This is a genomic window from Pseudomonas sp. M1, assembly GCF_022760135.1.
GTDB lineage: Bacteria > Pseudomonadota > Gammaproteobacteria > Pseudomonadales > Pseudomonadaceae > Pseudomonas > Pseudomonas citronellolis.
In genome coordinates this window covers 5,249,880-5,268,656 of sequence record NZ_CP094343.1, presented here as the reverse complement: position 1 = coordinate 5,268,656, position 18,777 = coordinate 5,249,880, and the positions used below count along the sequence as shown (strand labels likewise).

Sequence of the window (18,777 nt, the reverse complement as noted above, 5' to 3'; positions counted from 1 at the left end):
TCGTTCGGAATGCGCAGAGACTAGCCTGTGAACCCCTTCATGGCCTAGTGCTGGCGTATTCGTGCATCGCCGTCTTTACTCGGTAATTGTCGGTTCAGACCCATCTCACAGGAGAGACTGATATATGAGCATCAAAAGGACCGCTTTACCCCTGCTGCTGGTAAGCACGCTGCTCACCGGGTGCGCAGGGTTGCAGAAGTCCGACTGGCCGACCTGCGCATTGGTCGGTGGTGTAGGGGGCGCTGGCCTGGGCTCCATCGAAAGCAGTGCCTGGGCGGGCTGGGGCGCGCTGATCGGCGGCGTGCTCGGCGCGTCCTACTGCTGGGTGCATGGCGAAGGCGAGAAGGTGGTCGAGGCGCCGCCGCCCGCACCGGCTCCCGAACCGGCTCCGGCACCGCTGCCGAAGGAAGAGACCATCGTTGTCAGGGACCTGCACTTCGCCTTCGACTCGTCGAAGATCGACAACCGTGACAAGGACAAGCTCGACACCATCGCCACCCGCCTGAAAGAGGAAGCCTCCACCACCACGCTGGATATCTCCGGCCACACCGACAGCGTCGGCACCGACGCCTACAACCAGAAACTGTCCGATCGCCGCGCCCACGCGGTGGCCAACTACCTGGTGGATGCCGGCGTGCCTGCCAGCAGCATCAAGTCGGTGGAAGGCTACGGCGAAAGCAAACCGGTCGCCGACAACAAGACCAAGGAAGGCCGCGCGGAAAACCGTCGCGTGGAAATCCTGATCAAGCGCCAGTGACACCCGGCGCGTGCTGAAGCGAAAGGGGCCTATGCGCCCCTTTCGTGTTTCCGCCGCCTATGGAAATCGTCACCGCCTCCGGAGTATGGTGCCGGCACAAGAAACCGGGGGAGCATCTACATGAAGGCTTTTGTGGGGCTGGGCAAGCTGGTTGCCCTGTTGTTCTGGCTGGCGGTGCTGGCCAATCTGCTGCATCCCTTCGCCCATCCGTTCGCGACCCTGCTGAAGGTCGCCGGGGGCCTCATCCTGCTGATCCACATCGTTGAACTGCTGGCGCTCGGCGCACGCCTGAAGGGGCGTTCGTCCCCCTGGCTGGACCGCATCCAGGTCCTGCTGTTCGGCATCTTCCATTTCCTCTCGCTGCCGGCACCGGCCAAGGAGGGCGGCCATGCGTAAGCTGCTGCTGGGCCTGATGCTGCTGGCGCCGATCGAGGCCGCCAGCGCCGCTTCGGTGCAGGTGGAGGCCAATACCGTGCTGCGCCTGCCGGTGAAGGGCGAGTCCCTGAGCCTGGAACACGTCCGCGTGGCGGAGGGCGGCGCGCTGCTGATCCCGTCGCGGGTGAAGGTGCTGCACATCGACGAACTCGACCTGCAGAAGAACGCCCGCCTCGGCGTGTTCCCCGGCGAGCAGCCGCTGCGCATCGAGGTGGCCCGCGGGCACCTCGCCGATGGCAGCGTGATCGCCGCCCAGGGCGCTTCCGGCAGCTTCCATCGTCCGGCCAGCGCCGGCCGCACCCTGACCCTGCGCCTGCAGGACGTGCAGGTGGAGAACCTGCTGGTCGACGTGCGCGGCGGCGTCGGCGCGCCGGGCTACGACGGCCTCGACGGCGCCCACGCGCGCAGCGGCGGCTGCCTGTGGGGCGGCGCGGAACAGGGCGGCGACGGCCAGGACGCCGGCGACGGCCAGACCGGTGGCGCCGGCGGCGTGGTGCGCCTGGAAGTGCCCCAGCAATTCCCCGTGGAACTGGTCAAGGTGCGCCTGGAAGGCGGCGCCGGCGGTGCCCCGGGCAAGCCGGGCAAGGCCGGCGCGCGCAGTGGCGAGAAGGGCTGCCTGCTGTACTCGGTGGACGGCGGCAAGGCCGGCCACGACGGCAACGCCGGCAAGCCCGGCCCCAGCGGTGCCCAGGGCCGTCTGGATGTGGTGCGTTTCTGACTTGCTTCTGAGTTAGCCGCGCTTCTGACTGAAACCGGCGCGGGCCCCGCGGCCCGCGCCAAGGCTCACCAGTGCGGGCGCGCGGCGACTATCGCCACCAGCGCCAGGCCCAGCAGCAGGTTGCCGCCCACGGTGCGGCGGATGCGTCCCAGCACCGCGCCGCCGGCGGGCCAGTCGGACGCCTCGATGGCGCGGCGCAGCTCCGGCAACTGCAGCGCCTGCACGCGCAGGAACAGCGCCAGCATCGCCACGTACAGCCCCATCATCACCTGCACGTAGCGCGGCGCGCCGGCCACGCCGTTGAAACTCAGCTGCAACATGCCGATACCAGTCACCGGCAGCGCCAGCACCGCCACCCAGACCCACACGAAGAAGCGCCGGAACACCTCGGCCCACAGCTTCAGCCGCGCCGGCGCATCCAGCGCGGCGACGGCCGCCGGACGGAGGATCGTCCAGGCGAAGAACATCCCTCCGACCCAGACCAGGGCGGCCAGGACGTGCAGGGCATAGACGGGGGCAAAGGCGGTCATTCGGCGATCTCCGCTGGCGGTTGAAAATAAGCGCGCTATCATAGCCGCCCCACAGGGTCTGTTGACGTTTTGTCGCGAGCCGCGTTGCAGCGACAAATGGCGCCAGGCTAGGCGCGGGACGCAGGCAATGGCGTTCCCTTGGCAAGTCCCGCAACGACGCATGGCGCCATTTGCCGCGCAACCCGAAGGGACGGGCCCTTTTTTGCGTGGTGCCGCGTTACTCGTCGTTCATTTGGAATGACCAAACCGCTCTCCTCGCGCCTTGCCCCACGCAAAAAATGGCTCCGTCGCGGTCGTGACAAAACGCCAACAGACCCTGCTACCACTGAAAATTTATCCAGCATCCGGACATGTCCCGATGGACAGTCCCGCATGCCCGGGAATTCCATGCTCAGCAACGAACTCAAGGCCACCATCCAGGGCGCCTACACGCGCTTCCTGGAAGCCAAGGAACTCAAGCCGCGCTACGGCCAGCGCCTGATGATCGCCGAAGTGGCCAAGGTCCTGGGCACCATCGAGACCGACGAGGAAGGCCAGCGCAGCGGCGAGCCCGCGGTGGTGGCCGTGGAGGCCGGCACCGGCACCGGCAAGACCGTGGCCTACAGCCTGGCCGCCATCGCCTGCGCCAAGGCCGCCGGCAAGCGCCTGGTGATCGCCACCGCCACGGTGGCGCTGCAGGAGCAGATCGTCCACAAGGACCTGCCCGACCTGCTGCGCAACAGTGGCCTGGCCTTCAGCTTCGCCCTGGCCAAGGGCCGAGGCCGCTACCTGTGCCTGTCCAAGCTCGACCACCTGCTGCAGGAGGGCCAGGCGCAGAACGCCACGGCCCAGCTGTTCGAGGAAGAAGGCTTCCGCATCGACGTCGACGAGAGCGGCAGTAAGCTGTTCAACCAGATGATCGAGCGCCTGGCCGGCAACCGCTGGGACGGCGACCGCGACTCCTGGCCCGAGGCCATCGAGGACGCCCACTGGGCGCAGCTGACCACCGACCACAGCCAGTGCACCAACCGGCATTGCCCGAACTTCCAGCAGTGCGCCTTCTACAAGGCGCGCGAGGGCATGACCAAGGTCGACGTCATCGTCACCAACCACGACCTGGTGCTGGCCGACCTGGCCCTGGGCGGCGGCGCCATCCTGCCGGACCCGCGCGAGACCCTCTACGTCTTCGACGAAGGCCACCACCTGCCGGACAAGGCCATCGGCCACTTCGCCCACTTCACCCGTCTGCGCGCCACCGCCGACTGGCTGGGGCAGGTGGAAAAGAACCTGACCAAGCTGCTGGCGCAGAACCCGCTGCCCGGCGACCTCGGCCGGCTGATCGAGCAGGTGCCGGAGCTGGCCCGCGAGCTGCGCACCCAGCAGCAGTTCATGTTCACCGCCTGCGAGGAGATCGGCGACTTCCGTGCCGGCGAGGATATGGAAGGCCGCGAGCGCCCGCGCCACCGCTTCGTGGGCGGGGTGGTCCCCGAGCACATCCGCGAGATGGGCATCGAGCTGAAGAAGGGTTTTTCCAAACTCACCGACCTCTTCACCCGCCTCACCGAACTGCTCAAGCAGGCCATGGACGGCGAGGGCACCGCCGGTGTCGCCAGCTACCAGGCCGAGGAGTGGTACCCGCTGTTCGGCAGCCTGTTGTCGCGCGCCCAGGGCAACTGGGAACTGTGGACCGCCTTCACCTGTGAGGACCCGCAGGACAGCCCGCCCATGGCGCGCTGGCTGACCCTCGCCGAAAGCGGCAGCTTCTACGACATCGAGGCCAACGCCAGCCCGATCCTCGCCGCCGAGACCCTGCGCCGCAACCTGTGGAACGTGGCCTACGGCGTGCTGGTGACCTCCGCCACCCTGACCGCCCTGGGTACCTTCGACCGCTACCGCATGCGCGCCGGCCTGCCGCGCGCGGCGGTCACCGCCGTGGTGCCCAGCCCCTTCCACCACGCCGATGCCGGCCTGCTGCGGGTGCCGGACCTGAAGGCCGACCCGCGCGACGCCGCCGCCCACACCGCGGCCATCGTCCGCGAGCTGCCGGCCATGGTCGAGGGCGCCCGCGGCACCCTGGTGCTGTTCGCCTCGCGGCGGCAGATGCAGGACGTGTTCGACGGCCTGGAGCGCGACTGGCGCAAGCGCGTGCTGATCCAGGGCAACCTGTCCAAGCTGGAGACCCTCAACAAGCACAAGGCCCGCGTCGACGACGGCGAGCCCAGCGTGCTCTTCGGCCTGGCCAGCTTCGCCGAGGGCGTCGACCTGCCGGGGGCCTACTGCGAGCACGTGGTGATCGCCAAGATTCCCTTCGCGGTGCCGGACGACCCGGTGGAAGCGGCGCTCTCGGAGTGGATCGAGGCGCGCGGCGGCAACCCCTTCATGGAGATCGCCGTGCCCGACGCCTCGCTGCGCCTGGTGCAGGCCTGCGGGCGCCTGCTGCGCACCGAGCAGGACCGCGGCACCATCAGCCTGCTGGACCGCCGTGTGGTGACGCAGCGCTACGGCAAGGCCATCCTCAACGCGCTGCCGCCGTTCCGCCGCGAGATCGCCTAAGGCGCGGCATCCGTAACAGGGGCGGCGCGCCGTCCCAGGTCGCAAATCCCGGTGGCGCCCGGCGCCGCCCCAAGGACAAGGTTGCATGCGTTCACTCCGTTGGCATCTGCCCCTGCTGTTCAGCCTGAGCCTCGCCTGCGCCCCGCTGTGGGCCGCACCCAGCGAGGACGTCCTGTTCAACTTCGTCAAGCCGATGGCGGTGGTCAGCGTCGGCCTGCAGGATGCCGACCTGCCCAGCTCCACCGCCGAGGCCACGCCCGAGGGCGAGATCCTGCGGCGGGTGAAGTTCCATCCGGCGGCGCGCCCCACTCTGACCCTCAAGCCCGCCGGCGGCAGCTGGGACTGGTCGCGGGCCGACGCCATGAGCCTGCGCATCCAGAGCGCCATGGACTGGGCGCTGACCCTGGAGATCGACATCGACAACCTCGACGGCACGCCCGGCTTGCACGCCAGCGTCGCGCTACCCGCCGGCCCGGCGCAGACCCTGCTGGTGCCGCTGCAGGCCACCGCGCCGCAGCTGTTCGGCATGCGCGCCGGGGTGCCGATGCCGATGAGCCTCGACGGCCAGCGCGTGCTCATCGCCCCGGTGGTCACCGGCGAGCTGCAGCGCAACAAGGTCGGCGCGGTGCGCATCTACCTGAACGCCCCGAAGGCGGCCCAGGACATCCTCGTCGGCCGCTTCGGCACCCGTTCCGGCGGCGACGAGCTGCGCAAGGCCTACACCGGCATCATCGACGCCTATGGCCAGTCGACCCGCAGCGACTGGCCGGAGAAGGTCAGGAGCGTCGAGCAACTGGCCAATGCCTGGAAGGCCGAGGGCGAGCAACTGAAGAAATGGCAGGCCCAGGCGCAGCCCACCGACACCTTCGGCGGCCTGCTGGAAGGCCCGGACTTCCAGGCCACCGGCTTCTTCCGCACGGAGAAGCGCAACGGCCGCTGGTGGCTGGTGACGCCGGACGGGCACCCGTACTGGTCCCTGGGCGTGAACACGGTGAACAGCGAAAGCAGCCAGACCTACGTCGAAGGCCGCGAATACATGTTCGCCGAGCTGCCCGCCGAGGGCGAGCCGCTGGCCGACTTCTACGGCCAGAGCGACGACCGCGACGGCGTCGGCGCCCAGCAGGGCAGGGCCTTCGGCCACGGCCGCTGGTACGACTTCTACGCCGCCAACCGCTACCGCGCCACGGGCGGGCTGAGCGGCCAGCCGGCCGCCGACGCCTGGCTGGAGCGCACCCTGGCGCGCCTCGACGCCTGGGGCTTCAACGGCCTGGGCAACTGGAGCCAGCCGGCCTTCGCCGGCGCCTCGCGGATACCCTACAGCCTGCCGCTGGCCATCGGCGGCGACTACGCCACGGTCAGCACCGGCTACGACTGGTGGGGCGCCATGCCCGACCCCTTCGACCCGAAATTCGCCATGGCCGCCGAGCGCGCCATCGCCATCGCCACCCGCGACCACCGCGAAGACCCCTGGCTGCTCGGCTACTACGCCGACAACGAACTGGCCTGGGCCGGGCAGGGCAGCGAGCCGCGCAACCGCTACGCCCTGGCCTTCGGCACCCTGGCGCTGTCCACCGACAGCCCGGCCAAGCGCGCCTTCATCAAGCAGCTCAAGGACAAGTACCACGAGCACGAGGCCCTGGCCGCAGCCTGGGGCGTCGAGCTGGGCGCCTGGGAAGACCTGGACGCGCCGGGCTACCAGGCCCCCGAAGTGCAGGCCGAGCACCCGGCCATCGAGCAGGACTACAGCGCCTTCCTGCGCCTGTACGCCGACCAGTACTTCAAGACCCTGCGCGACTCCCTCAGCTGGCACGACCCCAACCACCTGCTGCTGGGCGGGCGCTTTGCGGTGAACACCCCCGAGGCGCTGGCCTCCTGCGCGCAGTATTGCGACCTACTGAGCTTCAACCTCTACGCACCGACGCCGCAGCAGGGCTACGACGCCGCCTACGTGCGCAGCCTCGACAAGCCGGTGCTGATCAGCGAGTTCCACTTCGGCTCCCGCGACCGCGGCCCGTTCTGGGGCGGGGTTTCCGAGGTGTACAACGAGCAGCAGCGCGGCGAGCGCTACCAGCAGTTCCTCGCCGCCGCGGTGAAGGACCCGCAGATCGTCGGCGCGCACTGGTTCCAGTACCTCGACCAGCCCGCCAGCGGCCGCCTGCTCGACGGCGAGAACGGCCACATCGGCCTGGTCGGCATCACCGACCTGCCGTTCGCCGGCTTCATCGACGCGGTGCGCAAGGGCAACCAGCAGGTGATGAAGACCATGCTGGAGGAGGCCCGCGCCGCCGCCAAGGCGGCGCCCGAGGCGCCCACCCCGCGGGTCGATCCGGACGCTACCGCCAGCGCCGCGCCGGACGCGCCAGCGGTGCAATAGAGCGGCATTCGCCGCGACCATGATGGCCGCGGCCCTACCCTGGTCGGGTTCACAAGCCGGCAGGGGGCTGGAAGAATGCGTCTTTCGCCCACAGCCCGGAGTGCCCCATGACCCTGCAAGGCCATTGCGACAGCCGCTTCACCCCCGTAGCCGACGCCTTCGCCGCGCTCTTCGAGGACCCGCAGGAGCGAGGCGCCGCGCTGTGCATCCAGGTCGGCGGCGAGACCCTGGTGGACCTCTGGGCCGGCAACGCCGGCAAGGACGAAGGCCAGGCCTGGCAGGCCGACACCATCCTCAACCTGTTCTCCTGCACCAAGACCTTCGCCGCGGTGGCCGCCCTGCAACTGGTGGGCGAGGGCCGCCTGGAACTGGACGCCCCGGTGGCGCGCTACTGGCCGGAGTTCGCCGCCGCCGGCAAGCAGGCCATCACCGTGCGCCAGTTGCTCTGCCACCGCGCCGGGCTGCCGGCGCTGCACGAGATGCTGCCCGCCGAGGCGCTGTACGACTGGCAGGCGATGACCGCCGCGCTGGCCGCCGAAACGCCCTGGTGGACGCCGGACAGCGAGCACGGCTACGCGCCCATCACCTACGGCTGGCTGATCGGCGAGGTGATCCGCCGGGTGGATGGCCGCGAGCCCGGCGCCGCCATCGTCGAGCGCACCGCCAGGCCCCTGGGCCTGGACTTCCACATCGGCCTGGACGACGCCGAGTTCCCGCGCGTGGCGCACATCGCCCGGGCCAAGGGCAACCTCGGCGACGCCGCGGCGCAGCGCCTGCTGCGCACAATGATGAGCGAGCCGAACGCGCTGACTACCCGCGCCTTCACCAACCCGCCGTCGATCCTCACCAGCACCAACAAGCCCGAGTGGCGGCGCATGCAGCAGCCGGCCGCCAACGGCCACGGCAATGCCCGCGCCCTGGCCGGTTTCTACGACGGCCTGCTGCAGGGCAAGCTGCTGGATGCCGCGCTGCTCGCCGAGCTGACCTGCGAGCACGCCCGCGGCGAGGACCGCACCCTGCTCACCGGCACCCGCTTCGGCCTGGGCTGCATGCTCGACCAGCCGGAACTGGCCAACGCCACCTACGGCCTCGGCCCGCAGGCCTTCGGCCACCCCGGCGCCGGTGGCTCGGTGGGCTTCGCCGACCCCGAGCGCAGCCTGGCCTTCGGCTTCGTCACTAACACCCTCGGCCCCTACGTGCTGATGGACCCGCGCGCGCAGAAGCTGGCGCGCATCGCCGGCGACTGCCTGTAGGCGCCCGGGCCAGACGCCGCGCAGCGCCTGGCCGACGAAGCGGCGGAACCTTCCGCCGCGGCTCCGCTCGAATGGCGACTTCATGGGGAAACCGCGCCGTGGTTCGCCGCGGTTTTTCCCCCGCTGCTACGGCCGGGGTTCCACCGCTCGTCAGTTGAAGAGCAAAATACCCATTTCCCTTAGTAAGTTATGTTCGAATCTTGATTCGCGACATTAACTTGTGTCCGTCCCTGTTGCCCAAGACCGTCCAATGGAATTCCGCCCATGAGACTGCTCAAGCTTTCCACCCTGACCCTCTGCGTCACCCTCGGTGCCTGCAGCCACTTCCAGTCCCAGGACGCCGCCGCGCCGGCGCCCAGCCAGGCCAAGGCCGACGGCGGCAACCACTGGTGGTGGCCGTTCGGTAACAGCGCAGCCAGCGCCCAGGCCGAGGCCAAGGCCCCCGCGGTGGCGCCCAAGCCGGTGGTGGCCCAGGTGGATGCGGCCACCGACAAGTCCGCCGGCGGCCACTGGTGGTGGCCCTTCGGCGATTCCGCCTCGGCCCAGGCCAAGGCGGAAAACCCGGTGGCCGCGCCCAGCGCCCAGGACACCAAGGCCTGGCTGGACCAGCACGAAGCTGCCGTGCGCGCCGCCGTGGCCGGCAGCAAGTTCAGCGTCGAACGCCGCGACAACGCCCTGGTGCTGACCGCGCCGGTGGACGGCTCCTTCAATCCCAAGCGCCAGGAACTGTTGCTGCCGATCACCCTGGCGCCGCTGGCCAACGTCGCCAAGATCGTCGAGAAGGACCCGCAGGCCGGCGTGTTCATCCTCGGCCACAGCGACAGCAGCGGCGACAAGGCGGCCAACGACAAGGTCAGCCAGCAGCGCGCCGTGGCCATCGCCGCGATCTTCCGCCTGAGTGGCCTGGGCAACGACCGCCTGCGCTACAAGGGCGTGGGCGACGCGCAACCGGTCGCCGACGACAAGACCAAGGCCGGCCGCGCCAAGAACCGCCGCGTCGAAGTCATGCTGACCCCGCGTGGCGGCCTGCTGGCCCTGGCCCAGAGCAACTGAAGCAGCGCGGCGCTTGTCGCCGGTCAAGCAATCTCGGCTACCACTGGTTAAGCTAATGCACTGGCTTTTTCGAGGAGACGACGATGGCCCAGACCCTGGCCGACATGCGCCGCGAATACACCCGGGACGGACTCAACGAGGCCCAGGCGCCCGCGGAGCCCTTCGTGCTGTTCCAGCAATGGTTCGAGGACGCGGTGAAGACCGAGCAGTTGCCGGTCGAACCCAACGCCATGACCCTGGCCACGGTGGATACCGACGGCCAACCGCACTGCCGGGTGCTCCTGCTCAAGGGGCTGGATGACCGCGGCTTCACCTTCTTCAGCAACTACGACAGCGCCAAGGGCGACCAGCTCGCGGCCAACCCGCGCGCGGCCATGACCTTCTTCTGGCCGGCCCTGGAGCGCCAGGTGCGCATCGAAGGCCGGGTGGAGAAGGTCTCGCCGGAAGAGTCCGACGCCTACTACCGCGTGCGCCCGCTGGGCAGCCGCCTGGGCGCCTGGGCTTCGCCGCAGAGCCGGGTGATCGGCAGCCGCGAGGAGCTGGAGCGGATGCTGGCGGAAACCGAGAAGCGCTTCATGGACGTCGCCCCGCACTGCCCTGACCACTGGGGCGGCTACCGCCTGCTGCCGCAGCGCATCGAATTCTGGCAGGGCCGCCCGAGCCGCCTGCACGACCGCCTGAACTACCGCCTGGTGGACGGCGCCTGGCAGCGCGAGCGCCTGGCGCCCTGATCCCCGCACGGTGCTTTTCGTAGGATGGGTTGAGCTTGCGAAACCCATGCGGTCACGGTGATGGGTATCGCTTCGCTCAACGCCATCCTACGGCGGCTCGTACAAAGCTCCGCGCCCCTCCATGTAGGAGCGCGCCCTGCGCGCGATTCGCGGGCAGGGCCCGGCGGGCACGGCTTCTCGTAGGAGCGAGCTTGCTCGCGAACAGACTCCGCTGCGGGGCTCATTCGCGAGCAAGAGCTAGGCGTCCCCCTCGATCCTACGAAGAGCGCTCCGGCATGAGTCCGAGTGGGATACGGCCAAGGTCAAGCGGCGGATAACGCCGTAGGCGTTATGCGCCCTACGGGGAAACCCTGGGTAATGCGGTGTAGGATTCCTCCTCTCGCCTTGCCCACGGACCCACCCATGAAACTCGTCATCGCCCCCGACTCCTTCAAGGAAAGCCTGTCCGCCCCCGAGGTCGCCGCCGCCATCGCGCGGGGCTGGTCGCGGGCGCGGCCGCTCGACGAGATATTGCTGCGGCCCATGGCCGATGGCGGCGAGGGCACCGTGGATGCGGTGCTGGCGGCCACCGGCGGCGAGCGCCGCGAATGTGCGGTGCGCGGGCCATTGGGCGCGTCGGTACAGGCCCATTGGGGCTGGCTGGAGGAGGGCGCCGCGGTGATCGAGATGGCCGCCGCCAGCGGTCTGCACTGGGTCGCCCCGCAGCAGCGCGACGCCACCCGCACCACCAGCTACGGCACCGGCGAGCTGATCCGCGCGGCGCTGGACGCCGGCGCGCGCAAGATCATCCTCGGGCTCGGCGGCAGCGCCACCAACGACGGCGGCATGGGCCTGCTGCAGGCGCTGGGCGTGCGCTTCCTCGACGAACGCGGCGAGCCCCTGGGCGACGGTGGCGCGGCGCTGGCCGGACTGCACGCGATCGACCTGGCTGGCCTGGACCCGCGCCTGGCCGGGGTCGAAGTGGAAGTCGCCGCCGACGTGAACAATCCGCTGTGCGGCGAACACGGCGCCTCGGCGGTATTCGGCCCGCAGAAGGGCGCCAGCCCCGAGCAGGTCCGCCAGCTCGATGCCGCGTTGGCGCGCTACGCCGAAGTCGCCGCGCGCACCCTCGGCCAGGATCACAGCCTGTTCCCCGGTGTGGGCGCGGCGGGTGGCCTGGGCTTCGCCGCGCGGGCCTTCCTCAGGGCGCGCTTCCGCCCGGGCGTGGAGTTGGTGGCCGAGGTTTCCGGCCTGGCCGAGGCGCTGCAGGGCGCGGACCTGGCGATCACCGGCGAGGGCCGCCTGGACGAGCAGAGCCTGCACGGCAAGACGCCCATCGGCGTGGCTCGGCTGGCACGGGAGGCAGGGGTTCCGTTGATCGCCCTGGCCGGCAGCCTGGGCAAGGGCTATGGCCGCCTGCACGAGGCGGGCATCGCCGCGGCCTTCAGCCTGGTCCCGGGGCCGATCAGCCTGGCCGAGGCCATGGCCGGCGCCGCGGGTGAACTGGAGGCGCGCGCCGAGGAGCTGGCGCGGCTGTGGAGCCTGGCTCAGCCGGCGCGGTAGTCGTCGGCGGCGCGCTGTAGCCAGGCCGGCAGCTCGCTGCGCGACACGCCTTCGTCGCGGGCCAGTTGCAGGCACTGCAGCAGGTACTCGCGCTTGTGCGGGTCGTCGCCGGCCAGCGACAGCGCCAGGTCGCGGTCCATCCAGCGGCGGATGCGCACGAACAGCCACCAGTGGAAGTACAGGCCGGCGGCGGTGGTGACGACGATGATGAAGTAGTCCATGGGCCTTCCTCGTGGGGATGCTGACCTTACCCCAGGCGGGATGGGGGAATGAACGCGCGCTTTTGCCGCAGCTGTAGGACGAAGCTGTACGGCGGCTGAATCGAACGAAAACTTTGACCTGGCCGGCGTGACAGCAAGTGGCGCGGCAGAGTCTAATATTCACATATCTATCCGGAGGTTCCCGTATGCGTAAATCCGCCTTCCTGCTCGCCGGTTTCACTGCAGTGGCCCTGGCCCTCGGCGGCTGCCAGTCCAGCCTGACCGGCGACACCTACAGCCGTGACGAGGCCCGCACCGTGCAGAACGTGCGCTGGGGCACCATCGAAGCCCTGCGTCCGGTGAAGATCGAGGGCACCAAGACGCCGATCGGCGCCGCGGCGGGCGCCGCCGTGGGCGGCATCGGCGGCAGCGCCATCGGTGGCGGCAAGGGCAGCTACGTGACCGCCATCATCGGCGCCGTGGCCGGCGGCCTGCTGGGCGCGGCCACCGAAGAGGGCCTGACGCGCACCCAGGGCGTGGAGATCACCGTCCGCGAAGACGACGGCAGCTCCCGCGCCTACGTGCAGGAAGTCGACCAGGGCGCCATCTTCCGCGTCGGCGAGCGCGTGCGCATCCTGACCGTCAACGGCACCAGCCGCGTTTCCCACTGATCGGCCCGCTCCGCCCACCCGGGCGGCGGTTCCTGGCGCGCGACACCGGTTTCCGGTGTCGCGCGCTATCGTTTCCGGGTAGCGCTTTTTCCCGCGCCCAGCCTTTCGTAATAGTTCTATCCAAGACGCGCATTCGATAGATATGGATAATCGCCCGGTTCCATGGCTTTCCTGGTAAGTCAGCCATGTCTGAAGGATTAAGGAGAAGGTGATGATGCTGGCGCTGTTGATCGCGCTGCCTTTCCTGGGCTGTTGCCTGCCTGCGCTGTTCGAGCGCCTGGGCCGCAACGCCTGCGCCGCGGCGGCGGCCGTCGCGCCCTTGCTGGGCCTGGGGATTCTGTTCGGCCAACGCGGCGTGCTCGGCGGCGAGCGCCTGCTGGCGCGCTACGACTGGCTGCCGGAGCTGGGCCTGAACCTCAGCCTGCGCCTGGACGGCCTGGGCTTCCTGTTCGCCCTGCTGATCCTCGGCATCGGCCTGCTGGTGATCCTCTACGCCCGCTACTACCTCTCCGAGCGCGAGCCCACCGGGCGCTTCTACGGCTTCCTGCTGCTGTTCATGGGCTCCATGCTCGGCGTGGTGCTCAGCGAGAACCTGCTGCTGATGCTGGTGTTCTGGGAGCTCACCAGCCTGTCGTCGTTCCTGCTCATCGGCTTCTGGAGCCACCGCTCCGACGCCCGCCGCGGCGCGCGCATGGCCCTGGCGGTCACCGGCGGCGGGGGCCTGGCGCTGCTCGCCGGCATCCTGCTGATCGGCCAGGTGGTGGGCAGCTTCGAGCTGAGCGACGTGCTCGCCGCGCGCCAGGTGCTGCAGGCCAGCGCGCTGTTCCCGCTGATCCTGGTGCTGGTGCTGCTGGGCGTGTTCACCAAGTCGGCGCAGTTCCCCTTCCACTTCTGGCTGCCCCACGCCATGGCGGCGCCCACGCCGGTGTCGGCCTACCTGCACTCGGCGACCATGGTGAAAGCCGGCGTGTTCCTGCTGGCGCGCCTGTACCCGGCGCTGGCCGGCAACGACCTGTGGTTCTACCTGGTCGGCCTGACAGGTCTGGCGACGCTGCTGCTGGGCGCCTTCCTGGCGCTGTTCCAGAACGACCTCAAGGGCCTGCTGGCCTACTCGACCATCAGCCACCTGGGCCTGATCACCCTGCTGTTCGGCCTGGATTCGCCCATGGCCAACGTCGCGGCGATCTTCCACATCATCAACCACGCCACCTTCAAGGCCTCGCTGTTCATGGCCGCCGGGATCATCGACCACGAGACTGGCAGCCGCGACATGCGCCGCATCAACGGCCTGTGGAAGTACATGCCGCACACCGCGGTGCTGGCCATGGTGGCTTCCGCGTCCATGGCCGGGGTGCCGCTGCTCAACGGCTTCCTCAGCAAGGAGATGTTCTTCGGCGAGACCCTCTCGCAGAACATGGCCGGCGCCTTCAACTGGCTGATCCCGACCCTCGCCACCGTGGCCACGCTGTTCTCGGTGGCCTATTCGGTGCGCTTCATCCACGACGTGTTCTTCAACGGCGAGCCGGTCGACCTGCCGAAGACGCCCCACGAGCCGCCGCGCTACATGAAGGTGCCGGTGGAGGTGCTGGTGGGCCTGTGCCTGCTGGTGGGCATGGCCCCGGCCTGGACGGTGGCGCCGCTGCTGTCGGCGGCCGCCTCGGCGAGCCTGAACGGCGCGCTGCCGGCCTACAGCCTGGCGATCTGGCACGGCTTCAACGCGCCGCTGGCGATGAGCCTGATCGCGCTGGTCGGCGGCATCGCCCTGTACCTGCAGCGGCAGCCGCTGTTCGCCTGGTTCGCCGGCCTGCCGGCGGTGGACGCCAAGGCGGTGTTCGAGGCGCAGGTGCAACGCCTGGCGCGCTTCGCCGGCGCGCTGACCGGGCTGCTGGAGAACGGTTCGCTGCAGCGCTACGTGCTCTGGCTGCTGCTGGCCGCCGTGGTGGTGGTCTGCGCCGGCCTGGCGGGCCTGCCCGCGCTCGCCGGCAGCCGCGCCTTCGTCGAGGTCGACGCCGTCACCGCCCTGTGCCTGGCGCTGCTGGCCCTGGCCGGGCCGCTGACCGTGGTGTTCCACCGCCAGCGCCTGGTGGCGCTGGTGCTGCTGAGCATCGCCGGGCTGCTGGTGGCCCTGGCCTTCGCCCGCTTCGCCGCGCCGGACCTGGCGCTGACGCAGCTGGCGGTGGAAGTGGTGACCATGGTGCTGCTGATGCTCGCGCTCTACTACCTGCCGCAGCGCACGCCGAAGGAAAGCAGCAGCCTGCGTGGCCTGCGCGACTTCCTGGTGGCGCTGGCCTGCGGGGTGATGGTGGCGCTGCTGGCCTACGCGGTGTTCAGCCGGCCCTACGACAGCATCGCCGGCTACTACCTGCAGCACAGCGTTTCCGGCGGCGGCGGGCACAACGTGGTGAACGTCATCCTGGTCGACTTCCGCGGCTTCGACACCCTGGGCGAGATCAGCGTGCTGGCCATCGCTGCGGTGGGCATCTTCGCCCTGCTCGACGGCCTGCGCCTGCCGCGCCGCGCCCGCGACGCCGAGGGCCTGGCCTGGTCGGCCGACGCCCATCCGCCGATCCTCGCCACCCTGGCCCGGCTGCTGCTGCCGCTGGCCCTGCTGGTGGCGGTGTTCATCTTCCTGCGCGGGCACAACCTGCCGGGCGGCGGCTTCATCGCCGGGCTGGTCACCGCGGTGGCGCTGATCCTCCAGTACATCGCCTGCGGCAGCCGCTGGGTGCATACCCGCCTGCCGCTGAACTACTCGCGCACGGCCGGCCTGGGCGTATTCGTCGCCGGCCTCACCGGGTTGGGCAGCTGGGCCTTCGGCTATCCCTTCCTGACCTCGTCCTTCGGCCACTTCCAGCTGCCGCTGGTGGGCGAGTTCGAGCTGGCCACGGCCATGCTCTTCGACCTGGGCGTCTACCTCACGGTGGTGGGCGCGACCCTGCTGATCCTCGCCGGCCTCGGCGAGCTGAACGCGCCGCCGCAGACGGCGCCGGCCAAGGAGGCCCGCTGATGGAAGCGCTGTTCGCCATCACCCTCGGCCTGCTCACCGCCAGTGGCGTGTACCTGCTGCTGCGGGCACGCACTTTCCCGGTGGTGCTGGGCCTGACCCTGATCTCCTATGCGGTGAACCTGTTCCTCTTCGCCATGGGCCGCCTGGCCGGCGAGCCGGCGGTGCTGGGCCAGGTGGCCAACCCCGGCGACCCCATTCCCCAGGCGCTGGTGCTGACCGCCATCGTCATCGGTTTCGCCATGACCGCCTTCGTCATCGTCCTGGCCCTGCGCGGCCTGGCCGAGACCGGTGACGACCACGTCGACGGCAAGGCGCGGGAGGACGGCGAATGAATCACCTGCTGATTGCGCCAGTCCTGCTGCCGCTGTTCGCCGGCTGCCTGCTGCTGCTCGTCGGCCACGCCTCGCGCGCCGCGCGGGGCATCTCGCTGCTGGCTACCCTGGCGCTGCTGCCGCTGGCCGCGCTGCTACTGCAACAGGCTGCCGGCGGCCAGGTGCAGTTCTACGCCCTGGGCAACTGGCAGCCGCCGTTCGGTATCATCCTGGTGCTCGACCGCCTGAGCGCGCTGATGCTGCTGGCCAACGCGGTGCTGGCCAGCTTTGCCTTGCTGTACGCGCTGCGCGGCGACGACCGCCGCGGCAAGCACTTCCACGCGCTGTTCCAGTTCCAGCTGCTCGGCCTCAACGGCGCCTTCCTCACCGGCGACCTGTTCAACCTCTTCGTGTTCTTCGAGATCCTGCTGATCGCCTCCTACGCGCTGCTGCTGCACGGCGGCGGGGCAGGGCGGGTGCGCGCCGGGGTGCACTACGTGGTGCTCAACCTGGTGGGCTCGGCGTTCTTCCTGATCGCCGTGGGCACGCTCTATGGCGTCACCGGCACCCTGAACATGGCCGACATGGCCGTCCGCGTAGCCCAGCTGGGCGCGGCCGACGCGCCCCTGGTGCGCGCGGCGGCGCTGCTGTTGCTGGTGGTGTTCGGCCTCAAGGCGGCGCTGCTGCCGCTGTACTTCTGGCTGCCGCGGGCCTATGCCGAAGCCAGCGCGCCGGTGGCGGCGCTGTTCTCGATCATGACCAAGGTGGGCATCTACTCGATCCTGCGGGTGTACACGCTGATCTTCGGCGACCACGCCGGCGAGCTGGCCAACCTGGCCCAGGCCTGGCTGTGGCCGCTGGCCCTGGCCGGCATCCTGGTCGGTACCTTTGGGGCGTTGGCGGCGACGCGCCTGCAGGGCCTGCTGGCGTACCTGGTGGTGATTTCCGCCGGCACCCAGCTGGCGGTGCTGGCGCTGGGTTCCGCGCAATCCCTGGCGGCGCTGTTGTTCTACCTGCTGCACAGCACCTGGGTGGTGGGCGGGCTGTTCCTGCTCGCCGACCTGATCGCCCGCCAGCGCGGCGACAAGGCCGGGCAACTGGTGCAGGGCCCGGCGTTGCTGCAGCCGCAGCTGCTGGGCGCGCTGTTCTTCGTCGGCGCCATCGCGGTGGCTGGCCTGCCGCCGTTCTCCGGCTTCTTCGCCAAGCTGCTGATCCTGCGTTCGGCCAGCGGCGGCGAGGCGCTGGCGCTGTGGGCTGTGGTGCTGGGCAGCGGCCTGCTGGTCACCGTGACCCTCAGCCGCGCCGGCAGCACGCTGTTCTGGAACACCGGGCGCAGCGTCCTCGGCAACGCCGAGCGTGACCCGCTGCGCCTGCTGGCGGCGGTGGCGCTGCTGGCCTCGGCGGTGCTGCTGGTGCTGTTCGCCAAGCCGCTGCAGGCCTACCTGCAGGCCACCGCCGAGCAGTTGCTGGATGTCGACCTTTATCGCCGGGCGATCCTGGCTGGAGGTGGCGCATGATCCGCCGCCTGCTGCCGCATCCGCTGCTCAGCCTGTGCCTGCTGCTGGGCTGGGTGCTGCTGGTCGATGACTTCTCCCTTGGCCACTGGCTGCTCGGCGCCGTGCTCGGCCTGGTCTTGCCGCTGCTGTGCCGCGACATGCTGCTGGCGCCGCTGCGCATCCGCCGCCCGGGCCTGCTGCTGCGCTTCATCGGCCTGGTGCTGTACGACATCGTGGTGGCCAACCTGCAGGTCGCGCGCCTGGTGCTCGGGCCCACCGGCAAGCTGCAGCCGGGCTTCGTCGAGGTGCCGCTGGAGCTGCGCGAGGACTTGCCCATCGCCATCCTCGCCAGCGTCATCACCCTGACCCCCGGCACGGTCTCCGCCGACCTCAGCGCCGACCGCCGCAGCCTGCTGGTGCACGGCCTGGACGTGCCCGACCCGCAGGCCCTGGTGGCGGACATCAAGGCGCGCTACGAGGCGCCGCTGAAGGAGGTGTTCGAATGCTCGCCTACGTGATCCCGCTGTGCCTGGCGCTGATCGCCCTGGCCCTGCTGCTGACGGTGGCGCGCCTGGTGCGCGGGCCGAGCGCGGCCGACCGCATCCTGGCGCTGGACACCCTGTCGGTGGAGGCCATCGCGCTGATCCTGCTGTACGGCCTGTGGAGCGACAGCGGCCTGTACTTCGAAGCGGCGCTGCTGATCGCGGTGATGGGCTTCGTCAGCACCGTGGCGCTGTGCAAGTTCCTGCTGCGTGGAGACATCATCGAATGAACCTGTTCGTGGAAATCCTCGTCAGCGCGCTGTTGCTGGGCGGCAGCCTGTTCGCCCTGCTCGGCGCCGTGGGCCTGTACCGCCTGCCGGACTTCTACACGCGCCTGCACGCGCCGACCAAGGCCTCGACCCTCGGCGTGGGCGGCGTGGCGCTGGGTTCGCTGCTGTACTTCAGCACCAGCGGCAACGGCGTGAGCCTGCACGAGGTGCTGATCACCCTGTTCCTGTTCATCACCGCGCCGGTCAGCGCCCACCTGCTGGCCAAGGCCGCGATGCAGGCGCGCCTGCCGCGCACGCCGCGTACCCGTGGGGAGCCCTGGGAGTAGGGCTTCCGGCTGCGCCGGGGTGCTCTTCGTAGGATGGGTTGAGCCTTGGCGAAACCCATGCGGTTGCGC

Annotated in this window: 18 protein-coding genes; 16 read left to right on the top strand and 2 right to left on the bottom strand. The window is 70.0% G+C overall.

The features are described 5' to 3' along the window. Nucleotides 1–124 precede the first annotated feature (124 nt). From PM1_RS23170 to PM1_RS23160, 3 genes are all read left to right on the top strand, one after another. Nucleotides 125–757, top strand: coding sequence for an OmpA family protein (locus PM1_RS23170; protein WP_009620687.1), 633 nt, complete (start codon nt 125–127; stop codon nt 755–757). A 120-nt stretch (nt 758–877) separates the two neighbouring features. Further along, nucleotides 878–1,153, top strand: a complete 276-nt coding sequence (locus PM1_RS23165; RefSeq protein ID WP_009620685.1) for a DUF1145 domain-containing protein — start codon at nt 878–880, stop codon at nt 1,151–1,153. Beyond that, the gene (locus PM1_RS23160; RefSeq protein ID WP_009620683.1) at nt 1,146–1,910 is read left to right on the top strand and encodes a hypothetical protein; all 765 of its coding nucleotides are present in this window, start codon (nt 1,146–1,148) and stop codon (nt 1,908–1,910) included. Before PM1_RS23165 ends, PM1_RS23160 begins: the two co-directional genes overlap by 8 nt. Before the next feature lie 65 nt (nt 1,911–1,975). Here the strand turns inward: PM1_RS23160 and PM1_RS23155 are convergent, their stop codons facing one another. Beyond that, nucleotides 1,976–2,440 (bottom strand): CopD family protein, encoded by a 465-nt coding sequence (locus tag PM1_RS23155; protein WP_009620681.1) that lies wholly within the window; start codon nt 2,438–2,440, stop codon nt 1,976–1,978. A gap of 387 nt (nt 2,441–2,827) precedes the next feature. On the opposite strand from PM1_RS23155, the gene dinG reads away from it, so the two are divergent. The 6 genes from dinG to PM1_RS23125 all read left to right on the top strand — a co-directional run bounded on the left by dinG (nt 2,828) and on the right by PM1_RS23125 (nt 11,925). Further along, nucleotides 2,828–4,972 carry an ATP-dependent DNA helicase DinG gene (gene dinG / locus PM1_RS23150; protein ID WP_009620679.1) on the top strand — a complete coding sequence of 715 codons (2,145 nt, stop codon included), beginning with the start codon at nt 2,828–2,830 and terminating at the stop codon, nt 4,970–4,972. Between the two features lie 85 nt (nt 4,973–5,057). Then, complete coding sequence (locus tag PM1_RS23145; RefSeq protein ID WP_009620677.1) at nt 5,058–7,346, top strand: beta-galactosidase; 2,289 nt, start codon at nt 5,058–5,060, stop codon at nt 7,344–7,346. Nucleotides 7,347–7,453: 107 nt separating this feature from the next. Continuing rightward, the gene (locus tag PM1_RS23140; protein WP_009620675.1) at nt 7,454–8,599 is read left to right on the top strand and encodes a serine hydrolase domain-containing protein; all 1,146 of its coding nucleotides are present in this window, start codon (nt 7,454–7,456) and stop codon (nt 8,597–8,599) included. Between the two features lie 264 nt (nt 8,600–8,863). Next, nucleotides 8,864–9,652, top strand: coding sequence for an OmpA family protein (locus PM1_RS23135; protein ID WP_009620673.1), 789 nt, complete (start codon nt 8,864–8,866; stop codon nt 9,650–9,652). An 83-nt stretch (nt 9,653–9,735) separates the two neighbouring features. Further along, nucleotides 9,736–10,383 carry a pyridoxamine 5'-phosphate oxidase gene (gene pdxH / locus PM1_RS23130; RefSeq protein WP_009620672.1) on the top strand — a complete coding sequence of 216 codons (648 nt, stop codon included), beginning with the start codon at nt 9,736–9,738 and terminating at the stop codon, nt 10,381–10,383. 402 nt (nt 10,384–10,785) lie between these two features. Then, entirely contained in the window at nt 10,786–11,925 is a 1,140-nt protein-coding gene (locus tag PM1_RS23125; protein ID WP_009620670.1) for a glycerate kinase, read from the top strand. Here PM1_RS23125 and PM1_RS23120 read toward each other — a convergent pair. Further along, a complete protein-coding gene (locus PM1_RS23120) occupies nt 11,910–12,146 on the bottom strand; it encodes a hypothetical protein (RefSeq protein ID WP_009620668.1) in 237 nt (78 codons plus the stop codon). The two genes, PM1_RS23125 and PM1_RS23120, sit on opposite strands and share 16 nt — an antisense overlap. A gap of 185 nt (nt 12,147–12,331) precedes the next feature. On the opposite strand from PM1_RS23120, the gene PM1_RS23115 reads away from it, so the two are divergent. From PM1_RS23115 to PM1_RS23085, 7 genes are all read left to right on the top strand, one after another. Continuing rightward, a complete protein-coding gene (locus PM1_RS23115; protein ID WP_009620666.1) occupies nt 12,332–12,796 on the top strand; it encodes a glycine zipper 2TM domain-containing protein in 465 nt (154 codons plus the stop codon). A gap of 211 nt (nt 12,797–13,007) precedes the next feature. Further along, nucleotides 13,008–15,803 (top strand): monovalent cation/H+ antiporter subunit A, encoded by a 2,796-nt coding sequence (locus PM1_RS23110; RefSeq protein ID WP_009620664.1) that lies wholly within the window; start codon nt 13,008–13,010, stop codon nt 15,801–15,803. Then, complete coding sequence (locus PM1_RS23105) at nt 15,803–16,135, top strand: Na+/H+ antiporter subunit C (RefSeq protein ID WP_009620662.1); 333 nt, start codon at nt 15,803–15,805, stop codon at nt 16,133–16,135. The genes PM1_RS23110 and PM1_RS23105 overlap by 1 nt, the downstream gene beginning before the upstream one ends. Then, on the top strand, nt 16,132–17,631 hold the full coding sequence (locus PM1_RS23100) for a monovalent cation/H+ antiporter subunit D (protein ID WP_009620661.1): 1,500 nt from the start codon (nt 16,132–16,134) through the stop codon (nt 17,629–17,631). The genes PM1_RS23105 and PM1_RS23100 overlap by 4 nt, the downstream gene beginning before the upstream one ends. After that, nucleotides 17,628–18,128 (top strand): Na+/H+ antiporter subunit E, encoded by a 501-nt coding sequence (locus PM1_RS23095; protein ID WP_009620660.1) that lies wholly within the window; start codon nt 17,628–17,630, stop codon nt 18,126–18,128. The genes PM1_RS23100 and PM1_RS23095 overlap by 4 nt, the downstream gene beginning before the upstream one ends. Further along, the gene (locus PM1_RS23090) at nt 18,113–18,382 is read left to right on the top strand and encodes a K+/H+ antiporter subunit F (RefSeq protein WP_009620659.1); all 270 of its coding nucleotides are present in this window, start codon (nt 18,113–18,115) and stop codon (nt 18,380–18,382) included. Before PM1_RS23095 ends, PM1_RS23090 begins: the two co-directional genes overlap by 16 nt. Next, nucleotides 18,379–18,708, top strand: coding sequence for a Na+/H+ antiporter subunit G (locus PM1_RS23085; RefSeq protein ID WP_009620658.1), 330 nt, complete (start codon nt 18,379–18,381; stop codon nt 18,706–18,708). Before PM1_RS23090 ends, PM1_RS23085 begins: the two co-directional genes overlap by 4 nt. The last annotated feature ends 69 nt before the right edge of the window (nt 18,709–18,777 follow it).

What these genes read in the sequence shown, in the direction of transcription:
- PM1_RS23100 (WP_009620661.1), top strand. Translation starts at nt 16,132, where the DNA reads ATGAATCACCTGCTGATTGCGCCAGTCCTGCTGCCGCTGTTCGCCGGC.
- PM1_RS23105 (WP_009620662.1), top strand. Translation starts at nt 15,803, where the DNA reads ATGGAAGCGCTGTTCGCCATCACCCTCGGCCTGCTCACCGCCAGTGGC.
- PM1_RS23170 (WP_009620687.1), top strand. Translation starts at nt 125, where the DNA reads ATGAGCATCAAAAGGACCGCTTTACCCCTGCTGCTGGTAAGCACGCTG.
- PM1_RS23085 (WP_009620658.1), top strand. Translation starts at nt 18,379, where the DNA reads ATGAACCTGTTCGTGGAAATCCTCGTCAGCGCGCTGTTGCTGGGCGGC.
- PM1_RS23110 (WP_009620664.1), top strand. Translation starts at nt 13,008, where the DNA reads ATGATGCTGGCGCTGTTGATCGCGCTGCCTTTCCTGGGCTGTTGCCTG.
- pdxH (WP_009620672.1), top strand. Translation starts at nt 9,736, where the DNA reads ATGGCCCAGACCCTGGCCGACATGCGCCGCGAATACACCCGGGACGGA.
- PM1_RS23140 (WP_009620675.1), top strand. Translation starts at nt 7,454, where the DNA reads ATGACCCTGCAAGGCCATTGCGACAGCCGCTTCACCCCCGTAGCCGAC.
- PM1_RS23115 (WP_009620666.1), top strand. Translation starts at nt 12,332, where the DNA reads ATGCGTAAATCCGCCTTCCTGCTCGCCGGTTTCACTGCAGTGGCCCTG.
- PM1_RS23090 (WP_009620659.1), top strand. Translation starts at nt 18,113, where the DNA reads ATGCTCGCCTACGTGATCCCGCTGTGCCTGGCGCTGATCGCCCTGGCC.
- PM1_RS23145 (WP_009620677.1), top strand. Translation starts at nt 5,058, where the DNA reads ATGCGTTCACTCCGTTGGCATCTGCCCCTGCTGTTCAGCCTGAGCCTC.
- PM1_RS23120 (WP_009620668.1), bottom strand. Translation starts at nt 12,146, where the DNA reads ATGGACTACTTCATCATCGTCGTCACCACCGCCGCCGGCCTGTACTTC.
- PM1_RS23135 (WP_009620673.1), top strand. Translation starts at nt 8,864, where the DNA reads ATGAGACTGCTCAAGCTTTCCACCCTGACCCTCTGCGTCACCCTCGGT.
- PM1_RS23160 (WP_009620683.1), top strand. Translation starts at nt 1,146, where the DNA reads ATGCGTAAGCTGCTGCTGGGCCTGATGCTGCTGGCGCCGATCGAGGCC.
- PM1_RS23155 (WP_009620681.1), bottom strand. Translation starts at nt 2,440, where the DNA reads ATGACCGCCTTTGCCCCCGTCTATGCCCTGCACGTCCTGGCCGCCCTG.
- PM1_RS23095 (WP_009620660.1), top strand. Translation starts at nt 17,628, where the DNA reads ATGATCCGCCGCCTGCTGCCGCATCCGCTGCTCAGCCTGTGCCTGCTG.
- PM1_RS23125 (WP_009620670.1), top strand. Translation starts at nt 10,786, where the DNA reads ATGAAACTCGTCATCGCCCCCGACTCCTTCAAGGAAAGCCTGTCCGCC.
- PM1_RS23165 (WP_009620685.1), top strand. Translation starts at nt 878, where the DNA reads ATGAAGGCTTTTGTGGGGCTGGGCAAGCTGGTTGCCCTGTTGTTCTGG.
- dinG (WP_009620679.1), top strand. Translation starts at nt 2,828, where the DNA reads ATGCTCAGCAACGAACTCAAGGCCACCATCCAGGGCGCCTACACGCGC.